The sequence below is a fragment of the Synechococcus sp. CCY9202 genome, from assembly GCF_034931685.1.
Lineage (GTDB): Bacteria > Cyanobacteriota > Cyanobacteriia > PCC-6307 > Cyanobiaceae > CBW1002.
Genome location: NZ_JAYGID010000139.1, coordinates 1 through 19,536 on the forward strand (window position 1 = coordinate 1; position 19,536 = coordinate 19,536).

The 19,536-nt window shown below is 65.9% G+C and carries 24 protein-coding genes, 1 pseudogene and 1 riboswitch; of the genes and pseudogenes, 10 read left to right on the plus strand and 15 right to left on the minus strand.

The genetic code is table 11. The features are described from left to right. Positions 1 to 183: 183 nt before the first annotated feature. Together VB777_RS16980 and VB777_RS16985 are read left to right on the plus strand one after the other, a co-directional pair. Positions 184 to 540, plus strand: a complete 357-nt coding sequence (locus VB777_RS16980; RefSeq protein WP_323250432.1) for a hypothetical protein — start codon at positions 184 to 186, stop codon at positions 538 to 540. After that, positions 540 to 1,250, plus strand: a complete 711-nt coding sequence (locus VB777_RS16985) for a hypothetical protein (RefSeq protein WP_323250434.1) — start codon at positions 540 to 542, stop codon at positions 1,248 to 1,250. Before VB777_RS16980 ends, VB777_RS16985 begins: the two co-directional genes overlap by 1 nt. Positions 1,251 to 1,842: 592 nt before the next feature. On the opposite strand, the gene VB777_RS16990 is transcribed toward VB777_RS16985, so the two are convergent. Then, positions 1,843 to 2,343, minus strand: coding sequence for a GNAT family N-acetyltransferase (locus tag VB777_RS16990; RefSeq protein WP_323250436.1), 501 nt, complete (start codon positions 2,341 to 2,343; stop codon positions 1,843 to 1,845). A gap of 188 nt (positions 2,344 to 2,531) precedes the next feature. Between VB777_RS16990 and VB777_RS16995 the strand changes: the two genes are divergently transcribed. Further along, positions 2,532 to 2,798 carry a CDGSH iron-sulfur domain-containing protein gene (locus VB777_RS16995; protein WP_323250438.1) on the plus strand — a complete coding sequence of 89 codons (267 nt, stop codon included), beginning with the start codon at positions 2,532 to 2,534 and terminating at the stop codon, positions 2,796 to 2,798. Continuing rightward, positions 2,795 to 3,175, plus strand: coding sequence for a VOC family protein (locus VB777_RS17000; RefSeq protein WP_323250440.1), 381 nt, complete (start codon positions 2,795 to 2,797; stop codon positions 3,173 to 3,175). Before VB777_RS16995 ends, VB777_RS17000 begins: the two co-directional genes overlap by 4 nt. A gap of 825 nt (positions 3,176 to 4,000) precedes the next feature. Here the strand turns inward: VB777_RS17000 and VB777_RS17005 are convergent. The 8 genes from VB777_RS17005 to VB777_RS17040 form a co-directional block, all read right to left on the minus strand. Continuing rightward, positions 4,001 to 4,144: a hypothetical protein gene (locus VB777_RS17005; protein WP_323250442.1), complete on the minus strand. Its 144-nt coding sequence runs from the start codon at positions 4,142 to 4,144 to the stop codon at positions 4,001 to 4,003. A 190-nt stretch (positions 4,145 to 4,334) separates the two neighbouring features. After that, positions 4,335 to 4,628 (minus strand): PepSY domain-containing protein, encoded by a 294-nt coding sequence (locus VB777_RS17010; protein ID WP_323250444.1) that lies wholly within the window; start codon positions 4,626 to 4,628, stop codon positions 4,335 to 4,337. Between the two features lie 233 nt (positions 4,629 to 4,861). Then, a complete protein-coding gene (locus VB777_RS17015; RefSeq protein ID WP_323250468.1) occupies positions 4,862 to 5,371 on the minus strand; it encodes a GNAT family N-acetyltransferase in 510 nt (169 codons plus the stop codon). A gap of 16 nt (positions 5,372 to 5,387) precedes the next feature. After that, entirely contained in the window at positions 5,388 to 5,993 is a 606-nt protein-coding gene (locus VB777_RS17020) for a HupE/UreJ family protein (RefSeq protein WP_323250446.1), read from the minus strand. A 23-nt stretch (positions 5,994 to 6,016) separates the two neighbouring features. Further along, a riboswitch (cobalamin riboswitch) is annotated at positions 6,017 to 6,181 on the minus strand. Positions 6,182 to 6,200: 19 nt separating this feature from the next. Further along, on the minus strand, positions 6,201 to 6,752 hold the full coding sequence (locus VB777_RS17025; RefSeq protein WP_322757352.1) for a phosphoglycerate kinase: 552 nt from the start codon (positions 6,750 to 6,752) through the stop codon (positions 6,201 to 6,203). Beyond that, positions 6,749 to 7,348 (minus strand): HupE/UreJ family protein, encoded by a 600-nt coding sequence (locus tag VB777_RS17030; RefSeq protein ID WP_323250448.1) that lies wholly within the window; start codon positions 7,346 to 7,348, stop codon positions 6,749 to 6,751. Before VB777_RS17030 ends, VB777_RS17025 begins: the two co-directional genes overlap by 4 nt. A 57-nt stretch (positions 7,349 to 7,405) precedes the next feature. After that, on the minus strand, positions 7,406 to 7,831 hold the full coding sequence (locus VB777_RS17035) for a hypothetical protein (protein WP_323250449.1): 426 nt from the start codon (positions 7,829 to 7,831) through the stop codon (positions 7,406 to 7,408). A gap of 14 nt (positions 7,832 to 7,845) precedes the next feature. Then, positions 7,846 to 8,097, minus strand: coding sequence for a DUF3721 domain-containing protein (locus tag VB777_RS17040; RefSeq protein WP_323250451.1), 252 nt, complete (start codon positions 8,095 to 8,097; stop codon positions 7,846 to 7,848). A gap of 130 nt (positions 8,098 to 8,227) precedes the next feature. Between VB777_RS17040 and VB777_RS17045 the strand changes: the two genes are divergently transcribed. Next, positions 8,228 to 8,659: a MerR family transcriptional regulator gene (locus tag VB777_RS17045; RefSeq protein ID WP_323250453.1), complete on the plus strand. Its 432-nt coding sequence runs from the start codon at positions 8,228 to 8,230 to the stop codon at positions 8,657 to 8,659. Between the two features lie 1,659 nt (positions 8,660 to 10,318). Here VB777_RS17045 and arsJ read toward each other — a convergent pair. Both arsJ and VB777_RS17055 read right to left on the minus strand, forming a co-directional pair. Further along, entirely contained in the window at positions 10,319 to 11,569 is a 1,251-nt protein-coding gene (arsJ, locus tag VB777_RS17050; RefSeq protein WP_323250455.1) for an organoarsenical effux MFS transporter ArsJ, read from the minus strand. After that, positions 11,569 to 12,594: an ArsJ-associated glyceraldehyde-3-phosphate dehydrogenase gene (locus VB777_RS17055; RefSeq protein WP_323250457.1), complete on the minus strand. Its 1,026-nt coding sequence runs from the start codon at positions 12,592 to 12,594 to the stop codon at positions 11,569 to 11,571. The genes arsJ and VB777_RS17055 overlap by 1 nt, the downstream gene beginning before the upstream one ends. A gap of 195 nt (positions 12,595 to 12,789) precedes the next feature. Between VB777_RS17055 and VB777_RS17060 the strand changes: the two are divergent. Next, positions 12,790 to 12,999: pseudogene (locus VB777_RS17060) on the plus strand (ArsR/SmtB family transcription factor); the annotation flags it as partial. 49 nt (positions 13,000 to 13,048) lie between these two features. Next, a complete protein-coding gene (arsB, locus tag VB777_RS17065) occupies positions 13,049 to 14,068 on the plus strand; it encodes an ACR3 family arsenite efflux transporter (RefSeq protein WP_322757347.1) in 1,020 nt (339 codons plus the stop codon). Between the two features lie 83 nt (positions 14,069 to 14,151). Here the strand turns inward: arsB and VB777_RS17070 are convergent, their stop codons facing one another. After that, a complete protein-coding gene (locus tag VB777_RS17070; protein WP_323250459.1) occupies positions 14,152 to 16,827 on the minus strand; it encodes an HAD-IC family P-type ATPase in 2,676 nt (891 codons plus the stop codon). A 173-nt stretch (positions 16,828 to 17,000) separates the two neighbouring features. On the opposite strand from VB777_RS17070, the gene VB777_RS17535 reads away from it, so the two are divergent. Both VB777_RS17535 and VB777_RS17075 read left to right on the plus strand, forming a co-directional pair. Next, positions 17,001 to 17,414: a cation:proton antiporter gene (locus VB777_RS17535; RefSeq protein ID WP_416238388.1), complete on the plus strand. Its 414-nt coding sequence runs from the start codon at positions 17,001 to 17,003 to the stop codon at positions 17,412 to 17,414. Between the two features lie 120 nt (positions 17,415 to 17,534). Continuing rightward, on the plus strand, positions 17,535 to 17,723 hold the full coding sequence (locus VB777_RS17075) for a hypothetical protein (protein ID WP_197154160.1): 189 nt from the start codon (positions 17,535 to 17,537) through the stop codon (positions 17,721 to 17,723). Here VB777_RS17075 and VB777_RS17080 read toward each other — a convergent pair. The 3 genes from VB777_RS17080 to VB777_RS17090 all read right to left on the minus strand — a co-directional run bounded on the left by VB777_RS17080 (position 17,701) and on the right by VB777_RS17090 (position 19,122). After that, positions 17,701 to 18,105 (minus strand): PPC domain-containing DNA-binding protein, encoded by a 405-nt coding sequence (locus VB777_RS17080; protein WP_323250462.1) that lies wholly within the window; start codon positions 18,103 to 18,105, stop codon positions 17,701 to 17,703. The genes VB777_RS17075 and VB777_RS17080 overlap by 23 nt on opposite strands. Beyond that, positions 18,102 to 18,386: a hypothetical protein gene (locus tag VB777_RS17085; RefSeq protein ID WP_323250463.1), complete on the minus strand. Its 285-nt coding sequence runs from the start codon at positions 18,384 to 18,386 to the stop codon at positions 18,102 to 18,104. The genes VB777_RS17080 and VB777_RS17085 overlap by 4 nt, the downstream gene beginning before the upstream one ends. A 130-nt stretch (positions 18,387 to 18,516) precedes the next feature. Continuing rightward, complete coding sequence (locus VB777_RS17090) at positions 18,517 to 19,122, minus strand: HupE/UreJ family protein (RefSeq protein WP_323250465.1); 606 nt, start codon at positions 19,120 to 19,122, stop codon at positions 18,517 to 18,519. Between the two features lie 161 nt (positions 19,123 to 19,283). Here VB777_RS17090 and VB777_RS17095 point away from each other — a divergent pair. Beyond that, positions 19,284 to 19,536, plus strand: a 253-nt coding sequence (locus VB777_RS17095) for a CDGSH iron-sulfur domain-containing protein (RefSeq protein WP_323250466.1), incomplete at its 3' end; no start/stop codon positions are given.

A 19,536-nucleotide genomic window follows, 5' to 3' on the forward strand; every position in this document is an offset into this window, starting at 1 on the left:
TGAAAAACCCCTTCAAGGGCCATTCAGCCCGGGAACGCCTGACTCCGAGCCCAGTGTTCACGGGCGCTGCGCCCAGAGGTCAGACTCAAGTCATGGCGACCTCGGGACTTTTTCAGCAGGCTCCTAATGGACGCTGCCTGATCGATTCAGACGTCCAACTCACCTCTCCGTACCGCAGTCAGGATGCGCGGTCGGTCCAAGCACAGCCTGGGCCCCTTCGTTCTGTTTCATGGCTGCGACACCAATTTTCTACGGGTCCGCTATACCTTCACCCCGGCAGACGGTCTCTCGCGCGAAGTGGAGAGCTACTTTTTAGAACGTGACTTTCCCGGCACCGGGACCACCCCCGTGCGCTACCGCGCCAAAGGTCCCGCAGTCGTCTGTCCCGAGAGCGGCAGCCGGAGCCTGCCGGACTTCGTCGGCGTGCCGATCCGCTGGCTGGTCTTGCTTGTACTCACTTCCCTCGGCCATGTGTTCCACGCACTCCCTCTCAGCGAACTGGACACCGCCATCCGCCACAATGTGAACGGGGGGGTGTGATGAGTTTCTTGATCACTGTGGATTGGCTCTCCGCCGGATGCGGACTCCTCGTTTTTGGAGGTGCGCTTCTGATTTTCGGGCAGGCCTGGAAGCGACTGCGCTTTGCCCAGGCCCGCCCGCCCAACCGCGCCTCCGCCGGTTCGATAGTGCGGGTCGAGGGGCGGCTCTTCAGCGTCGATGGCGAGGGAGAAACACTCCTTTCCCCACTTTCGGGAACACCCTGCCTCGCTTATTGCCTCCAAGTTCACGAGAGTCGCGGCGGCCAGCCAGCGCCCGTGCGGGTCTTAAAACACACGAAAAAGTGCGGCCTCAACCGCCTCGCCCTCGAAGACGCCCTTGGGCAGCAATACCACTTGGAGATCGCGGAGTTCGACCGCCAAGCGGCCGAGTTCGAAGATACCCAAAACGCCCTCGGCCCCTGCGCCGATCCCCGCTCCGCTGCGCTGATTGCCGACCTCGGCCTTTGCCGAAACCCGGTCGGGCTCCGGCGGGGAATCGACCTCCGTGAGCACATCCTCCGCGCCGGTGCAAACATCATGGTTATCGCCCGCTTTGAGAGAGAGGGTCGCAAAGGCCACTTGGCTGGTGCCACCCTCACCGACAAATCTCCGAGCCGTCTGACCTTGGAAGCTTTACCTATGCTATTGAGCGCTTTCATCTTTTTAGTCGTCGCGCTTGCCCTGCTTTCTCACGCCTTCAAAGGACCATAACGTCAAAACCCCAGAAAGCTGGCATGCCGCCGGCAATCTCCTGATCATTGAAAAAGTGGCATCGCAATGATGCGAAAGAACAGACAAGGCGTGAAAAGACGTAGAAAAATAAAATCCGAAAGATCCGATGCTTGTCCGATGCCTCGGCGCTTTCGGCCGTCAACCCGCCGCTCCAGAGCCAGAGTGGCGCAGCTCCTGAATAATGTCGCGAAGCAGGATCGATTTACGGCTTGGAGGCTCTTGGCTCTGTGATCTCACGTGACTTGGATTCCATGCGAAGCGCGTGAAATCAATGGTCGCCTCAGTCATCCAGTCTTTGAGTTAACGCATCAGACGCGCCCGGCTCCCGGAACTCGGAGCGGCAGTCCCGATCTTCTCGCGACCGTTCCCGATCAGCGCCCCGACCCGTGCCTGATCCACACCGGAAAGAGGCGGAGCGGACTCAGGTGCTCCCTCTATGGAGTGTTTAAAGAAGGCGACCTCGTTGATCCCGGCGCAGGCTTTCGCGACAGAACCCATATGCAAATCGCCATCCGCAACCCGGAGATAATTCTTGGCGATTATCGAGTCGACGACATGACATAGGTCCGAATCACAGCAACTGCCAGATCATCACCAGTGCATCGACGTATCCCAACCGCTGATGGCGGAACGCCCCAGGCAGGGTGCCGACAACCTGAAAGCCATTGCGTTGCCAGCAGCGGATGCCGGCGGTATTGGTGCTCACCACCAGGTTGAACTGCATCGCCCGGAATCCCAGCCGCCGCGCTGCCTGCAGGGAGTGCTGGCAGAGGCGGCTGCCGATTCCCTGGCGGCGACAGTGCTCCGCCACCACATAGCCGGCATTGGCGACATGGGCGCCGAGTAACAGGGAGTTGGGCCTCAGGTAATACGTGCCCACTGGAACTCCGGCCGCATCCACAGCCACCATCACCGCCTGGTTCTGCTCCACCCACGCCACCCTGGCCTCGGCCTCCGAGATCGCCGGGTCGTGGGGGAAGGTTTCACCGGCGCGGAACACCGGCTCCAGCAGCGCCCACACCGCCGGCCAGTCGGCCGCCCCATAGGGGCGGATCTGCAGGGGGGATGCCACCAGGGCCAGGGATGCCGATCATCAGAACGGTGATCCTCGCTCCCCCCGCTGCCGCCATGCGAGAACTACGGCACGTCGCCTCCGTCGGCGGTAGCTGTCGTGGTCGGCGTGTCCCTTCTGGATGGATTGGAAAGCAACGGATGAGGCTGCCCCAGACTGGTCTTAGGCCTCAACGGAGGGCTGAACCGATGCCTGAGCCCACTGCCGCCACCCCAGGTCCTGAACCGCTGCAACTGCCCGCCGGGGTGCATCAGCTGTGCAGCTGTGGTCGCAGCCGTCAGGGCTGGTTCTGCGATGGCGCCCATCTGGGCTCTGGCCGGGTGTCCTACGAGCTGCGCCTGAGCGAGGCGGCCACAATGCTGCTGTGCCGCTGCGGCCGTTCGCACCGCTATCCCCTCTGCGACGGTCGCCATGCCGCCCAGCCCCGCAGGGCCTGGTGGCGGCCATGGGGATGAGCGCCTCGATCGTGCTGGCTGCCGATGATCCGGCCGGCCTGGCCCGCTTCTACGGCGCACTGCTGGAGGTGGAGCCGCTGCCGGGGCTGAGTGCCACCCACTGGCGGGTGCCCTGGCCGGCCGGTGGGTGGCTGGAGATCTACGCGCCATCGCGCAGCCGTGCCCAGCCGCAGCAGATGGGACGGCTGGCGCTGTGCCTGCAACGCCAGTCGGATGGCACAGGCGCTGTTGCCGTGCTCAACACCTGGATCACCGCAGCGCTGGGCCTGGGCGCCTCGCTGCAGGAACCGCCACGCGAGGAACCCTTTGGCGCAGAAGCCTGGCTGCTGGATCCGGAGAGCAACCGGCTGCTGTTGCTGGTGATGCCAGCACCGTGAAGTCCCCTTCATGAAGCCCCATTGCCCTTGGTGAAGAGCGGTTTCGTTCGCGCTCCAGCCCTTGCCCTGAACCGCCAGTCGTCCGATCGTGACTGCATCGACAACCGGGAGGCTCCAGAGCATGGAAGACACCCCACCTGAGCAGCAGCCAGGAGTGCGCTGACGATCCGGCCCCTGCTCCAACACTCTCAACGGATCACTGACGTTCCTGGCGAGTCGCGGCTGTTTTGCTGAAACAGCCCTGGCGCCGTCCATTGCACCGCCTCAGGTGCCCCGGACCCAACGGAACGTCCCGATAGACACCTGGCCCCAGGTGCCAGCGCCAGCAGCTCCGCTAAACAACCAAAGCCACCCTGATCTGAATACGATCACGGCTGTTGCCAAGCACAATCCACGTGCAACTGTGCCCCACCCCCTCGGGTCGGCACCACGGATGAGGAGACAAACGCCCGGGGCCAACGCTCCGGGCTTTGTTGTGCTCAGGCCTGGGCTTCGAGCACGTGCTGCATCACCTCCAGCAGCCCATCGGCCAGCCCGCGAGGATTGCCAAGACGGGCGGTCCAGATCGATCACGACAGCAAATCCTCTATTGAAACCACCGCCATGTCCTGACCCTCCAGAAGTTGCATCTGCTCCAAGGGCACTGACAGCTCAGCGCTAAAATCAAGGGGGCGTGCGCCGATGAAGGTGCTGCACCATGGCGAACTTCAGGAGCTGGGGCTGCCAGCTGATTTCCTCCAGCAACCTGGAGCGACGATGCTGGTAATCTAGTCGCGCAGCTGCATCAACCAGCGGCCGTCCCGCTGCAACATCGCCAGGGCAACTTCAACGGTCATGGCGCAGGATCAGGCCGCCGCTGCCCACCAGAGCCATACCAACGCTGACGGCCAGGAATAACTGTCTCTGAATCAGCAACAGGACGATGCCCAGCGTCGAGATGGCGGTGATGCGGATCTTGGCTGTACTCAATAGACAGACCTGCGATCACCCCTTGAATTTGCCCCCAGATTCTGAAGGCCTCCTCGAGGCCCTACTTGCTGCGGGGCTTGAACAGCGGAATCGGATCCCTGCTTAGCAACTCACCACTCACGATCTCGAGCCCCTGACTCCATCGGGCGTAAGGGAGCGGCCAGACGTGCAACACCGGTCAGCCGTACCATCAGTTATCGGGTTCCTTCTTGAGGATCTCTCCGGTGGTGGCGTCCACATAGATTTCGAATCGGCCCTTGGAGCTCTCCACCAGGGCCTCCCAGATCACTCGGCCCTTCTCCCGGTCGAGATCGATCTCGATCACCCTTCCCCCGGGGACGGCCGCAGTGGCTTTGGTGATGGCCTGCTGCATCGTGATGGCGGGTGCGGGAGCCTGGGCCACGACCCGTGCCGGGTCCGGGGTGTTGCCCGCACGGGCCCAGGCCGGTTGCCCGAGGGTAGCTGCCAGAGCGATGGCGGCCATGCAGGAAACATTGGCCAGAACCCTGGTCGAGTGTTTGGTCAGAGGATCCGGGGAGAAAGAGGAGCCCATCGCCAAGGAATCGAGTGGTTTTAATCCTATGAATTCCAATCCCAGGGGTGGCGAGGGAGAATTGTTGGTTGTCCTGGCGCAACGGCCTGTCACTGCAGAATGGTCTGCCCTGCAGGCGTCGAACCTCTCATTGAGCCGAGATCAAGCTTTGGACCATGCAGGAATCACCGCAGGGAAAAGGATCCAGCTTCCTGTGAAGAGCACCCTGATACTGCCTTCATCCACTGGGCCCCTCCAACAAGCACTGGAACATGACCAGGGCATAGGGCATCTACATCGCCCAACTGCCTATGGCGGAACGCCCCCGGCAGGGTGCCCACCACCTGAAAGCCGTTGCGCTGCCAGCAGCGGAGGCCGGCGGTGTTGGTGCTCACCAGGTTGAACTGCATCGCCCGAAAGCCCAGCCGCCGCGCCGCCTGCAGGGAGTGCTGACAAAGCCGGCTGCCCACACCCTGGCGCCGGCAGTGCTCAGCCACCACATAGCCAGCGTTGGCGACGTGGGCACCGAGAGCCAGGGAGTTGGGCCTCAGGTAGTACGTGCCCACCGCGGCCCCGGCCGCATCCACAGCCACCATCACCGCCTGACTCTGCTCCACCCAGGCCAGCTGGGCCTCGGCCTCGCTGATGGCTGACTCGTGAGGACGGATCTGCAGTGGCGAGGTGGGTGCAGCCAGGGTTCCCGAGTCCGGCTCAGCGGATCAACAGCCCGGCAGGCCCGAGAGCCACCACGCCGCCGCATAGAGCGAGCAGTAGCGCCACACCACGGGTCCAGGCCACAGGCAGGCGCCGCAGCAGCAGGAAGCTGCCGCCGCTCACCAGCACCGAACCCGTGAAAGCCCCAAGCCACCAGAGAGCGGCGGAGCCATCGGCCGGTGCCTCCAGGCCATGGAGCATGGCGTGCACCGCCACGGCGGCGGCCACTACAGCGGCGCAGGCACCCAACTGCGGACTCTGCTTGGAGCGCAGGCAGCGCAGCACCAGCACGGCCACCGCTGTGATCGCAAGGGCCGCGAGGAACTCCTGGGCCGGCAAGGTGCCGCCCATCGCTCCAAACACACCACCGCCGATCGCCCCAGCCAGAGCCCAGAGCAGCAGCTGCGCAGAAATGCAGGAGGCGGCGGCCCCGATGCCCACCAGCAGCAGCAGGTGATCGACACCGCTGATCGGGTGCAGGAAGCCGGCGGCGATGCCGCCGTGGGCGATGCCATGGGCCTGGGCGGGCTGATCCAGCAGCAATGCCAGTGCTGAGGCCGCGCCAAACAGGGCCAGAGATCGGGCAGAAGCAGAAAGGGTCATGATGGAATCCGGTCCGCGCCGGCGAAGAAGGGGCTCAACACGGCGAGCGTTCTGGCTGAGAGGGCCATGGCCCCCATCACAGCTGCGGGACAGCGCCGGACTCGGCTCAGGAGAACCCTGCGCCCCACCGGACTTTCCTCGTTGCCTCCAGGGAGTGACCCACTGGAACCGTGGTCTCCATTGTGGGTCCGGCTGGCTGCAGAGGCATCACTGTGGGTGGCGGACCAGCCAACCGAACATCAGCAACGAGGCGGCGGTGATCCAGCTGCCGCCCACCCGCAGGCCGATCGCCAGCCAGCGCGGATGCGGCGGTGCCAGAGCCTGCGCAAGCAGCAGGCTCAACACCGCGATCGCCACGGTCTCCCCCAGCAGGGCCGGCAGCGCTCCTGAATGACCGGCCAGGGCCGATCCCGCCACCAGGGCGAACAGCCCCGCCAGGCCAGCAGCGAGGGGCAGCAGCTGCGCCTGCCGCAGCCGCAGACCGAGGGCCACCAGCAAGCCCAGGGCCGCCAACAGGCCTGTGCAGACGACGGCCAGCAGCAGGGGCGATGGCAGGCGCAGGCCGATCAGGCCCCCCAGCAGCCAGGCCAGCGGCAGCAGCAAGGGCAGGCGATCGCTGCAGGGCTGGCGGGCCTGCACGCCCAGCAGCACCAGGGCGATCACCAGCAGCAGCTCGGTGGGCTCCAGAAACAGCCGCGCCATGCCATCACCCCAGGGCCCGAAGCCGGAGGGGGTGAGATGGGCGAGGAGCGCGATCACGTGAGGGCCTGCTCCAGGAACCACAGCCCCACCAGCGCCACCACCCCACCGGCCCCTTGCACAAAGCGCCGACCACCGGGCCAGCGGCGCGTTTCTCCCAGCAGGATCCCGAGCAGATGCAGCAGCCCTGTCGCCAGGACAAAGGCCAGGCTGTAGAGCAGGGCGTTGCTGCCGGCCGGCAGTTCCGCGCCATGGGCATGGCCGTGAAACACCGCGAAGGCGGAAACGATCAGCGCCGCCAGCCACAGGGGCGGTCGGAGCTCGAACAGCACCATCAGCCCCATCACCAGACCCGAGACGGCGATGCCGATCTCCACCCCCGGAATCGGAATGCCCAGTAGACCGAGCAGCCCCCCGAGGGCCATCACCATGGGGAAGGCCACCGGCAGCACCCACAGGGCCGGTGGGCCGAGCACCGCACCCCAGAGGCCCACGGCCACCATCGCCACCACGTGATCGAGGCCCGAGATGGGGTGAAGCAATCCGGCCACGAAACCACCACCGGGGTGTGCATCGGCATGGGCCCAGACAGACATCGGCACCAGGGCCAGGGCGACCCCGGCCAGCCAGGCCCATGGCCAGGTGGTTCGCGTCATCGATCTCAGGCCGTTGCCTTCCATCCTCAATCGGCTGACGGTCACCGAGGACTTCCCCTACTGCGGGTGCTGGGAGCAGGGCATCCAGAGGGAGCCCATGGCATGGACGCCGCTGCAGCCGAGTTTCCGGGCTTGCTCCAGGGCCTCCTCTCGGGTGGGGTAAGCCAACAGGTTGGCCGGCAACTGGCTATCGGAGCTGTGGTGGTGCTGATGCAGGGCACTGGGAGGAGCCCCCAGGCGCTGCGGGCCCATGCCTTCCATGCCTGCCCACCAGACCCCCATCACATTCACTCCCGCCACCAGCACGCCCATTCCCACCACACAGGCGTTCAGCACACCCATCCCCACCACGCCAATGCTGATGACGCCCATCGGCACCACGCCGATGCTCACCACCCCCATCGGCACGATGCCGATCGAGATGATGCCCAGGGGCGCTACCCCGAAGGCGATCCGCTTGGGCTTGTCCCCACATTGGGCCATGGAAGTGCTCATCCTCAGTGGGAGGGCCCGGAGCCCTGGCCATCACCGTGCTCGGTACAGGGCATCCACTGGTTGCCCATCCTGTGGGCGCCCGTGCAGTTGAAGTGCAGCTTGGCGGCTTTCTCCGCTTCTGCCTGAGTGGCATACATCGCCGGGACGCCGCCCGAACCTGCGGCTGGAGCGGCCAGAGCCGCGGCGGAGAACAGGAGGTTGGCTCCGATCGTGGCTGCCGCCTGCACGCCCCACGGACTGAAACGGTGCGACATGGGACGGGTGATGAGCGCAGAGCGCCTGCTGGACCGACAGCCTAGCGAAAGTCTCCAGTAATCCGTGATCAATGGACAGTTGTTGACAGGGCTGCTGTCGCTTGACGGTGCCTAGGCTGGAGAAGCTTCCATGGACTGGAGGGTTCAGGTTGTGCCCTTGCGGGGATCGCTGTCATCGGTGCCCATGCCGGGCCTGCGCATCGGCGAGGTGGCCAGGCGAACAGGCCTCTCCGTCAAGACGATCCGCTACTACTGCGACGAGGGACTGCTCCAGCCCAAGGCTCGATCCGCAGCGGGATACAGGTTGTTTGATCAGGAGAATCTCGCTGAGCTGACGATCATTCGGGCGCTGCGAGCGATGGATGTATCGATTCCCGAGCTGGCGAAGATCCTGGAGGTCCGGCGAGCTGGTGTCTGCAACTGCTCTGTCCTGAAAGACAGCATTGCGACCAGGATGGCCTCGATTGACCAGCGGATCTCCGAGCTCAGTGCCATGAAGGATGAACTGGCTCGTCTGCTCGGCAGCTGGCAGGACTGTGGGGGCTCCAAGCTGCAACGCTGAGCCATGGACTTGCCCTGTCGCTCCGCTGAAGCGTGAGGACCCCATGCCCAACAGGAAGGCGCCCCGTGGGGGGCGCCTTAGCACCGGTTGCGGCGGTCACGTCCTCACACCAGGAACGGCCGATCGGGTGTCTGTGGTTCACGCATGTCCTGTCTGGGGCCTGGCAGGGAAGGGAAGGAGATCACGTCTGGGAGAAGAGATGCTCGGGGCTTGACCTTCTCGGCTGTGATCCCGGCTCGGGTTATGCAGCCCGGGGGTTCATCACGCGGGAATCAGAACTGGCGTATGGCTCTCTGCGGTTACGGGATGGCGTTCGCGCCGCGCCATCACGTTCACCTGTTGTGTGTCGCATCGTTGGCGCACCTCCTTTGTGCACACCGGCTCGGATGATCCCTGGCCGGACTCTGTTGGAGGGTGAGGGTCGGGTTGGCTACCGGGCCTCCTCTCAAGTTCAAAGTACGCCTTCTCTGCGGCTGTGGGGGGTTGCTGGAGTACCTGTTCCCGTACCTTTTGCCACCCAGACAGCGCAACGCTGCTTCTGAGGCGAACCCCTCCTTCTCTGGAGTCTGCAGAGCCAACGGTTGTACGCGCTGGGTGCATGGATTTGCGGACTGCTGCATCAGCAGGGCAACCTGAAACCTGCTCCGGCACCACCCGCGAGAACAGCCGCGGATCGCCATGGGCTTTCGCTTTCACCAGGGGCGGGTTGAGCTCGATCTCCGTTGGCGGCCGTGGCGCCGCGTTCAATGTCCCTGTGAAACCGCGGGGGCTGTCCCCGCACCACCGTGGGCCTGCCCAACAGCCGCCGGCTGCGGCCGGGCCAGCTCGATGCCCTCAAGCAATCGCTGCTGGGAGTGCTTCGCCAGGATCTGTTGGCAGCCGGCTCCGCAGGGGAGCAGCTGTGGGATCACCCACGGCCTGGTGAGCCGCCTGCTTGTGGATGGCTCCCTCTCTGCACGCCCCGCTGGCCTGCTGGCACTGATCGAAACCCCGAAGGCGCTGGAGGGTTACCTGCTGCGCGCCCAGGGCCAGGACGATGCCAAACGCCGGGCCCAGCGCTGCATCACGGCCGTGCAGGAGGCGGCACGACTGGCCGCTGGGCGGGGCCTGGCTCTCCTGACAGGGCCAAGGCAGGTGTCCGCAGGGCCGGTCCCCCGTATCCGCACGCACCCGCCAGAACGACTGGGCAGGCCAAGGAGGGAGCCGGAAAGAAGGAGATCCCCCGCAGGCGAGAGACTGAAAAACAGCTGATCTGAAAACGATCACGGCTGCGGGCTTTGTTGTGGGGATCGAGCGAGTTCAGAGCACCCCACCCAGCCGGATCAGGGCACCCACCACCACCAAGCCGATCGCCAGGGCAGTGATGCCACGGATGTGCCAGGCCAGGCGATCCTCAGATGCTGGCCATCACGCAGCAGGTGAGGGGCCCAGCAGCCCGACTGGGCTGGGCCGAATGGCTGAGCACACGTATCGGTGCGACGCGAAAATCGCCTCGATCCAGTCATGGTGGCGCTTCTGCACAATTCGATCGGCGATCGTCGCGGCCGCATCAGGGATGGAGAAGCGCATGCGGAAGCCCTGGGTAAGGGCTTCCAGCAGTGGACAGGAAAACCGGCGAAAGATGCCTCACAGCGGATGCAAACAGCTCCTGGTCCGGGTTCATGCCGGCTGCAGCTGACGTGGTGGTGCGGGCAGACGCGTGCCGGAGAGGAAGGCCAGCGCCACCAGCAGGCACGAAGCCCACAGGCAGGCCTGCAGCCCGCCGACCAGGAAAAGAGCGCCCGAGAGCAGGGTGCCCACGAGGCGGCCGGCGGCATTGGCCATGTAATAGAAGCCCACATTCAGGCTCACATCTTCGGCTTCGGTGTAGGCCAGAATCATGTAGCTGTGGATCGAGGAATTCATGGCGAATACCACCCCGAATGCCGCCAGTCCCACCACCACGGCGATGCCGGGATTGCCCACTTGCCGCCAGAGGCTGATGGCGATCAGGCCCGGGATGGCGGTGAGCACCGCACTCCAGAACTGCACCGCAGACACACCGGGTGGCGCGCTCTTTCCCCAGCTGCGGCGCAGGGCCGGCACCAATCCCTGCACGATCCCGTAGCCGATCACCCACAGGCCCATGAAGCCGCCCACCTCCCAGTATTGCCAGCCCAGGGCGGCCTGCAGGAACACCGGCAGGGCCACCACGAACCACACATCCCGGGCACCGAACAGGAAGAAGCGCGCCAGCGAGAGCATGTTGATGCCTGTGGATTTCGAGAACAGCTCGGTGAAGGCGGGTTTCTCCTTCATGCGGCCGATGTCTCCGGGCAGCACCAGCGTCATCAGAAAGGCCAGGAACAGAGCGGCAGCCATGGCGCCCACGGCGGCGTTGAAACCGATGCTGGTGAGCAACACCCCGCCCAGGAAGAAGCCCACCCCCTTGAGGGCGTTCTTGGAGCCGGTGAGGATCGCCACCCACTGGAACAACTGGGTCTCGCCGCGGCTGTGGTCGTCGGGGGTCTCGGGCACCACCGTCTTGATGGCGCTCTTGGCGCTCATCTTGTTGAGGTCCTTGGCGATGCCACTGATCGCCTGGGCCACCATCACGTAGGCCACGCTCCACCAGCGGGGCCAGCTGTCGGCCACCGGGATCAGCATCAGCAGGGCACCCACCTGCAGCAACGTGCCCGCCCAGAGGGTGAGCCGCAGCCCGAAGCGGGCCCCCAGCCAGCCGCCGTAGAGGTTGGTGACGATGCCGAAGAATTCGTAGAACAGAAACAGAAAGGCGATCTCCAGGGTGGTGTAACCCAGCTGGTGGAAGTGGAACACCACAAGCATGCGGAGGGCACCGTCGGTGAGGGTGAAGGCCCAGTAGTTGGCCGTCACGATGCCGTACTGCTGCAGGGCGGTGAGGTTGCGCATCAGCCTGCCTCCCGGGCAATCACGTGGCAGGCAAGATCGGCCATGCGGCAGCTGTAACCCCACTCGTTGTCGTACCAGGCGTATACCTTCAGCTGGGTGCCGTTCACCACCAGGGTGGAGAGAGCATCCACGATCGAACTGCGGCTGTCATTGAGGAAATCGCTGGACACCAGCGGCCGGCTCTCGTAGCCGAGGATGCCCTGCAGGGGACCGTTGGCGGCGGCCTCAAAGGCGCCGTTCACCTCCTCAGCCGTGGCGATGCGCTCCAGCTCGAACACAGCGTCGGTGATCGAGGCATTGAGCAAAGGCACCCGGATGGCGTGGCCGTTGAGGCGGCCCTGGAGGTCGGGAAAGATCAGGCCGATCGCCCGGGCCGAGCCGGTGCTGGTGGGGATCAGGTTCTGGAGACAGGATCGGGCGCGGCGCAGATCGCTGTTGAAACCGTCTATCACCACCTGGGTGTTGGTCACATCGTGCAGGGTGGTGATCGAGCCGTGGCGGATGCCGAAGCGCTCGTGCACCACCTTCACCACCGGCGCCAGGCAGTTGGTTGTGCAGGAGGCGGCGGTGATCAGCCGGTGGCGTGTGGGGTCGTAGAGGTGGTGGTTGATGCCGAAGACGATGTTGAGCGCTTCGGCACCAGCGATTTCGCCTTTGACGGGACAAGCCACCACCACGCGTCTGAGGCCCACCTGGTCGAAATAGGGCTGCAGCGTCTCCGGTGTCTTGATCTTGCCGCTGCACTCCAGCACCATCTCCACGCCTGCTTCGCGCCAGGGAACGGCGGTGGGGTCCTTCTCCTGGGTGTAACGCACCTCCCGGCCGCCCACGAGGAACCCCGAGGTGTTGCCCTGCACCGTCTGCTGCCAGCGGCCGTGCACGGAATCGAAGGCGAGCAGGTGGGCGGCGGTGTGGGCATCGCCGCCGCTGTCGTTGACGTGCACCAGCTCGATGCCGGGCCGCCCCCAGAGGGCGCGGAACACCAGGCGGCCGATGCGGCCGAAGCCGTTGATGCCGATGTTCATGGCTGCAGCAGCCCGCCTCAGGGCACAGGGTTCGCGCCAACCTTAGATCAACTAGAATTGATGGATATTGTGTTGCAGATCACATGCTTCCCACCACGGCCCGAAGGTCGATGGTCCCAGGATCGCTGGGCCGCCACTTGCGCAGCCCCTCTCCGCTGATCAGGCCAGGGATCTCCTCAGGGCCAGGGCGAGCGCTGTGTCTGCGACCTCACCGTCGAACTGGGCCTGGCCCAGTCCAGGCTCTCGTTTCATCTCAAGGTGCTCAAGGAAGCTGCCCTGATCGCGGCGCGGCAGGAAGGCCCTTGGGTCTACGACCGCTTGCAGCCGGGGGTCCTGAACAGCCTGCAGGCCTGGCTCGCTCGGCGGGCCACCAACTGCGCCGTTCCGGCCACGGCCTGTCGCTGATCCGCCCTCAACGACATGCTGCCTCTTGCTGTGGCGACATCAAGGTTTGATGGGAATCTTTGAACGCTTCTTGAGCCTGTGGGTTGCCCTGGCGATCGTGGCCGGGGTTGCCTTGGGCGCCCTGTTTCCCAGTGCTGCGGAAGCAGTGGCATCCCTGGAATTCGCTCGGATCAATCTGCCGATTGGCCTGCTGATCTGGGGGATGATCTATCCGATGATGCTGGCGGTGGATTTCAATTCCCTCGGCGGATTGCAACGTCAACCCAAGGGACTGATTGTCACCGTGGTGGTGAACTGGCTGATCAAGCCACTCACGATGACGGCCCTGGCCTGGCTGTTCATCCGCGGCCTGTTCGGCGCCTGGATTCCAGCCGAGATTGGCGATCAATACATCGCAGGCATGATTCTGCTGGGGGTGGCCCCCTGCACGGCCATGGTGTTCGTGTGGAGCCGGCTCTGTGATGGCGATGCCAACTACACCCTGGCTCAGGTGGCCATCAATGACCTGATCATGGTGTTCGCCTTTGCGCCGATTGCCGCCCTGCTCCTCGGGGTGAGCAAGGTGCTCGTGCCCTGGGACACCCTCGTGACGGCCGTGGGCCTGTTCGTGGTGGTGCCCCTGGTGGCGGGATGGCTCACCCGGCTGCTGCTGCGCTCCCAGGGGCGGATCGAGCGGTTGGAGCGGCGGCTCAAGCCCTTGGCGATCGTGAGCCTGATCGCCACCGTCCTGCTGCTGTTCATGGTGCAGGCCCGGGCCATTCTCGCCAACCCCCTGGCGATCGCCCTGATTGCCATCCCGCTGATCCTTCAGACCTACCTGATCTTCTGGATCAGTGCCCAGTGGATGCGTCTCTGGCGCCAGCCCCAGAAGGTCGCCGCTCCCGGCGCCATGATCGGCGCCTCCAACTTCTTTGAACTGGCGGTGGCGGTGGCCATCAGTCTGTTCGGCCTCAATTCCGGCGCCGCCCTGGCCACGGTGGTGGGGGTGCTGGTGGAGGTGCCGGTGATGCTTTCGCTTGTGGCGATCGCCAACCGCAACCAGCGCCTGTTTCCCTATCGGCCAGGCTGAAACGCGGCGGCAGAGGTGGGCGGTGCGCAGCACCAGTGATGTGTCCATGCACCCCCCGCCATTGGCCGAGCGGGAGTTCGCGCTCACCTGCCATCGGTGGGATTGAGCCGCTCTCCCAGCCAGGCCACCGGCAGCATCAGCAGCATCGGCAGGGCGCACACTCCCAGCTGCTCCAGGTTGAGGGGTGCGGTGCCGAAGAAGCGGTTCATCTCCGCCGTCTGGCTGAAGATCCACTGCACCGCCACCGTGCCACTGATGCCCAGCAGCACCGCCGGTGCCCGGGTGAAAGCACGCCAGCCCAGCCGCGGCAGGGAAATCAGAGCGGTGCGCAACTGGCTGATGCTCACCAGATACACCAGATGGGCCAGCACCAGTCCTTGTACCGCCATGGTGCGGGACAGGGCCAGATCCCCCAGTCGCTGCTCGCTCCAGAAGAACAGCCCGAAAATCACCGCCCAGTTGAACAGCGACACCAGCAGCACCCGGCGGATCAGGCCGCCGGTGAGCAGGGGCTGCTCCGGCGGCCGGGGCGGCTGCTGCATCAGCCAGGGGGCGACCGGCTCGAACGCCAGGGCGATCGACATGGTGAGCGAGCAGATCATGTTGAGCCAGAGCACCTGCAGGGCCGTAACGGGCAGGGGAGTACCCAGCACCGCTCCCAGCAGGATCGTCATCGAGGCGCCGCCGTTCACCGGCAGCACGAAGGCCAGGGTCTTGCGCAGGTTGAGGTACACCGTGCGGCCCTCTTCCACCGCCGCCTCGATGGTGGCGAAGTTGTCGTCGGTGAGCAGCATGTCGGCGGCCTGGCGCGCCACTTCGGTGCCGCCCTGCCCCATGGCGATGCCGATGTCGGCCTGCTTGAGGGCGGGCGCGTCGTTGACGCCGTCGCCGGTCATCGCCACCACCTCCCCGTTGGCCTGGAGGGCCTGCACCAGCTGCAACTTCTGGGCCGGCGCCACCCGGGCAAACACATCCACGTGATCCACCAGCTCCGCGATCGCATCGGGGCTCAGTTCCGCCAGCTGGCGGCCATCGACCGCCTCTGCACCTGCCCCCCCATCAGACGGTCTGCCGATGCCCATCTGGCGGGCGATGGCCCGGGCGGTTTCCAGATGATCGCCGGTGATCATCTTCACCGTGATGCCCGCCGCCTGGCAGGCCGCCACGGCCCGGGTCGCCTCTGGTCGTGGTGGATCGAGCATCCCCTGCAGACCGAGAAAGTCGAGATCAGCCGCCACATGGTGGTGCTCCAGCTGCTGCTGGAAGACCTCGGCCTGCGCGATCGAAAAGGCCAGCACCCGCTCGCCCCGGGACGCCATCGCCGCCACCGCGGCTTCGATCGCCGCTCGGTCGAGCGGCTGCGGCCGGCCCTGGGCATCCAGCTGCCGGCTGCAGCGATCCAGGATGGCTTCCACGGAGCCCTTGAGCAGGATCCGCTCGCTGCCGTGCAGCGTGGCCATGAACTGATGTTCGGAAGCAAAAGGAATGGCATCCCGGCGGGGATGGCGCTCCAGAGCCTCCTGGCGGTCGATTCCAGCCGCATCAGCGGCCACCAGCAGGGCCGTTTCAGTGGGATCGCCCACCAGCCCCTCACGGTTGCTGGGTCGGGCGTCGTTGCAGAGCAGGCCGGCCAGCAGGGTTTCCTGCAGGGCCGCATTCGATGTCCCGGACAGGCCATTCCCAGGCCAGAGATCCTCGATCGCCACCAGTTGGCCGCCGCCGTAGAGGTGTTGCACCGTCATCCGGTTCTGGGTGAGGGTGCCGGTCTTGTCGGAGCAGATGACGGTGGTGCTGCCCAGGGTTTCCACGGCCGGCAGCTTGCGGATGATGGCCTGCCGCCTGGCCATGCGATTCACGCCGATGGCCAGGGTGATCGTCACGATCGCCGGCAACTCTTCCGGGATCGCGCCCACCGCCAGGGCCACGGCCCCATCGAACATCTCATCGGCGCCGCGCCCTCGCGCCAGCCCCACCAGAAACGTGAGCCCGGCCAGCACCAGAATCACCTGCAGCAAGCGGCGACTGAAGCGGCCGAACTTGCGGGTGAGCGGGGTGGTGAGATCCACCTGCTCCTGCAGGGAGCTGGAGATGCTCCCCACCTCGGTGTCATCCCCGGTGGCCACCACCAGCCCCAGGCCCTGACCCTTCGTCACGAAGCTGCCCGCATAGGCCATGCCGATCCGCTCGGCCAGGGGGGCGGACGCCTCCACGGCGGTGGTGCCCTTGTGCACCGGAAGCGATTCCCCGGTGAGGGCCGATTCATCGGTCTGCAGGTGGCGCCCCTCCAGCAACCGCAGGTCGGCCGGCACCCGCGCCCCAGCCTCCAGCTGCACCAGATCGCCCGGTACGAGCTGCTCCGAGGCCAGGCGCTGGCGCGTGCCACCGCGCACCACCTCCACCTCGGTGCGCACCGATCGCGCCAGGGCGGCGATGGCGTTCTCGGCCCTGCTCTCCTGCACGAAGCCGATCACGGCATTGATCACCGTGACGCTCCAGATCACCAGGGCATCGCGGGGGTGACCCAGCAGCGCCTTCACCGCCCCTACCACCAGCAGGGTGATCAGCAGGGGATTGTTGAACTGGAGCAGAAACTTCAGCCAGCCGGGCTTGCCGCCGCGGATCGTGAGCGTATTGGTGCCATGGGCATGCAGCCGCCGCTTGGCTTCCGCCTCGCTCAGGCCGGAGCTGCCATCGCTCTGCAAGGCCGCCACCACATCGGCCGCTGGCCGGGCGTGGGCTGGTGCGGGCAAGGGCTGCATGGGGCGGCTCAGTGCTTGGGATCAAGCCCTAGCGCATTTCCCAGCGCCTGAGCCCGCTCAACACATCAGAGGGGTTGGATGGTGACGTCACTGAGCCCCACAACCAATGGGCCCCAGAGCTGATTCCCCGCAGGACCTTCAGCACCGTGTTTCACGAGCTGGCCGCGATCCTGGTGCTTGCCGGTGTGATCGGTGTGCTGGCCTTGAAGCTGCGCCAGCCACTGATCATCAGTTACATCGCCACCGGCATCGTCGCAGGGCCCGCGGTGCTCGGCTGGGCCTCCGGAGGCAGGGAGCTCAAGTTGCTCTCCAGCATCGGGATCTCAGTGCTGCTGTTTGTGGTAGGCCTCAAGCTCGGGTTTGATCCGCTCCGTGGGCCCGGTGGCCTTGGCCACGGGCCTCGGCCTTGGCTCTGCACCCTCAGAAGGGATGCCAGAGGCGGACGGCATTGTGAGCGACCAGGACGGAAGCGGATCGGCCACGGGTTGGTGTTGTTGGTGTGTGGGTCTGTGAACCTTCACGGACTCGCTCCGCCCCTGGCGCCCTGCCCGAAGCCAAATGCTGCTGGGACATTGCCGCAGGTGTAGGCAGACAGTGAAGCGTTCTGCACCTTGATTCGTTCCGACTCAGGGTGCAGCGAGAGGCAGGATTGTCCATGACCCCTCCCCTTCCCCCAAACTGAATCACCTCTGCGTTGGCTCCAGCCCATGGCGGTGAACATGGAGAAGCTGGGCCGCTTTCTGCTGCGTGGCCTGCGCATTGGTGCCAGCACGGTGTCGATTGTGGAACTGCTGCGCAACGACTGGACCGGCGGCATCAGCGCCGGCGTGGCCTGGCTCGTCTTCCTGCAGGTGGAGCGGCGGCTGCCGCCCCTCAGTCCGAACTCCGAAGAATGACCTGCAGCTCAGCGTGGCCGGTGGCCGGATCCAGTTCCCGCCGAAAGTCCCACTCCGGCAGGAGCCCCAGCACCACCTCCGCGGTGGTGCGCACCAGCGAGCCAACGCAGAGGTGACCGCCGATCACCGCTCCGCTGCAATCAGCGAGCGTGATGTGCAGGTGGGCGCCATCGCTTGAGAGCGTGCCGGCCAGGCTGAGGATCTCCAGACCGCAGCGGATCGTCGTGGCTTCGGCCGCTCCCGCGAAGCGCAGCTGCGCCACCGTCAGGCTGCCGATGGCGCTGATCACACAGCCCGCCTTCGTCTCCTGCTCACCCATCCAGGCTTCCAAGGCAGCGCGCAAGTCGTCTCCGGGCTGCAGCCGCAGCGGCACCACCCTCACGGCCGCGGCTCCTCCACCAGCTGCTGAACCATCATCGGGGCACCCACGTACCCGAGTCGCTGGTGGCGGAATGCCCCCGGCAGGGTGCTCACCACCAGGCTGAACCGCATCGCCCGGAGGCCCAGCCGCCGGGCCGCCTGATGCGAGGGCTGGCAGAGGCGGCTGCCGATGCCCTGCCTGCGGCGGTGCCCGGCCACCACGGAATGTGGCCTCAGGTCGATCGCCGGGTCATAGGGGAAGGTGTCTCCAGAGCGGAAGACCGGCTCCAGCAGCACCGACATTGCCGGCCATTGGGCCGGCTCGCAGGGCCGGATCTGCAGTGGCGTTGTGGGCGCGACCAGCGGCGAGGGGGATCGGGGGGATGGTGGTGATTCTCTTCCCCCCATCGGGCGAAGCCTCCCCGCTTCCGGATCAGCGCATCAGCATCCCGATTGGCCCCAGGGCTGCCACCCCACCGCAGAGCGCGAGCAGCAGGGCCACCCCTCGGGTCCAGGCCAGGGGCAGGCGCCGCAACAGCAGGACGCTGCCGCCGCTCACCAGCACCGAACCTGCAAAGGCCCCCAGCCACCAGAGAGCGGCAGACGCGTCGACCGGGGCCTCCAGGCCGTGGAGCATGGCGTGAACAGCCACCGCTGAGGCCACCAGGGCGGCGCAGGCACCCAACTGGGGGCTCTGCTGCGAGCGGAGGCATCGCAGCACCAGCACTGCCACGGCGCTGATCGCCAGGGCTGCCAGGAACTCCTGGCCCGGCAACGTGCCGCCCATCGCCCCGAATACGGCGCCGCCCACCGCACCAGCCAGGGCCCAGAGCAACAGCTGGGCGGAGATGCAGGAGGCGGCGGCTCCCACACCGATCAGCAGCAGCAGGTGATCGGCGCCGCTGATGGGGTGCAGGAAGCCCGCAGCGATGCCGCCGTGGGCGATGCCATGGGCCTGAGCGGGTTGATCGAGCAGCAGCGCCAGGGCTGCGGCACCGCCGAACAGGGCCAGGGTTCTGGCCGAGAAGGTCTGGGTCATCGAGAGGTCCGGTCCGCGCCGGAGATGCAGGGGTTGGGCACGGCGAGCGTGGCGGATTGAGCTGGTGCCCCGTATCCAGCCACACCAGCAGGATCGCCCCTGCTGACCAAGGATGCAGCTGCCCCACACTGGGCTCAGGCCTCAATGGGAGAGCGGAACCGATGCCTGAGCCCACTGCCGCCACCCCAGGTCCTGAACCGCTGGAACTGCCCGCCGGGGTGCATCAGCTGTGCCGCTGTGGTCGCAGCCGTCAGGGCTGGTTCTGCGATGGTGCCCATCTGGGAACAGGCCGGGTGTCCTACGAGCTGCGCCTGAGCGAGGCGGCCACGATGCTGCTGTGCCGCTGCGGCCGTTCGCACCGCTATCCCCTCTGCGACGGCCGCCATACCGCCCAGCCCCGCGGGCCCTGGTGGC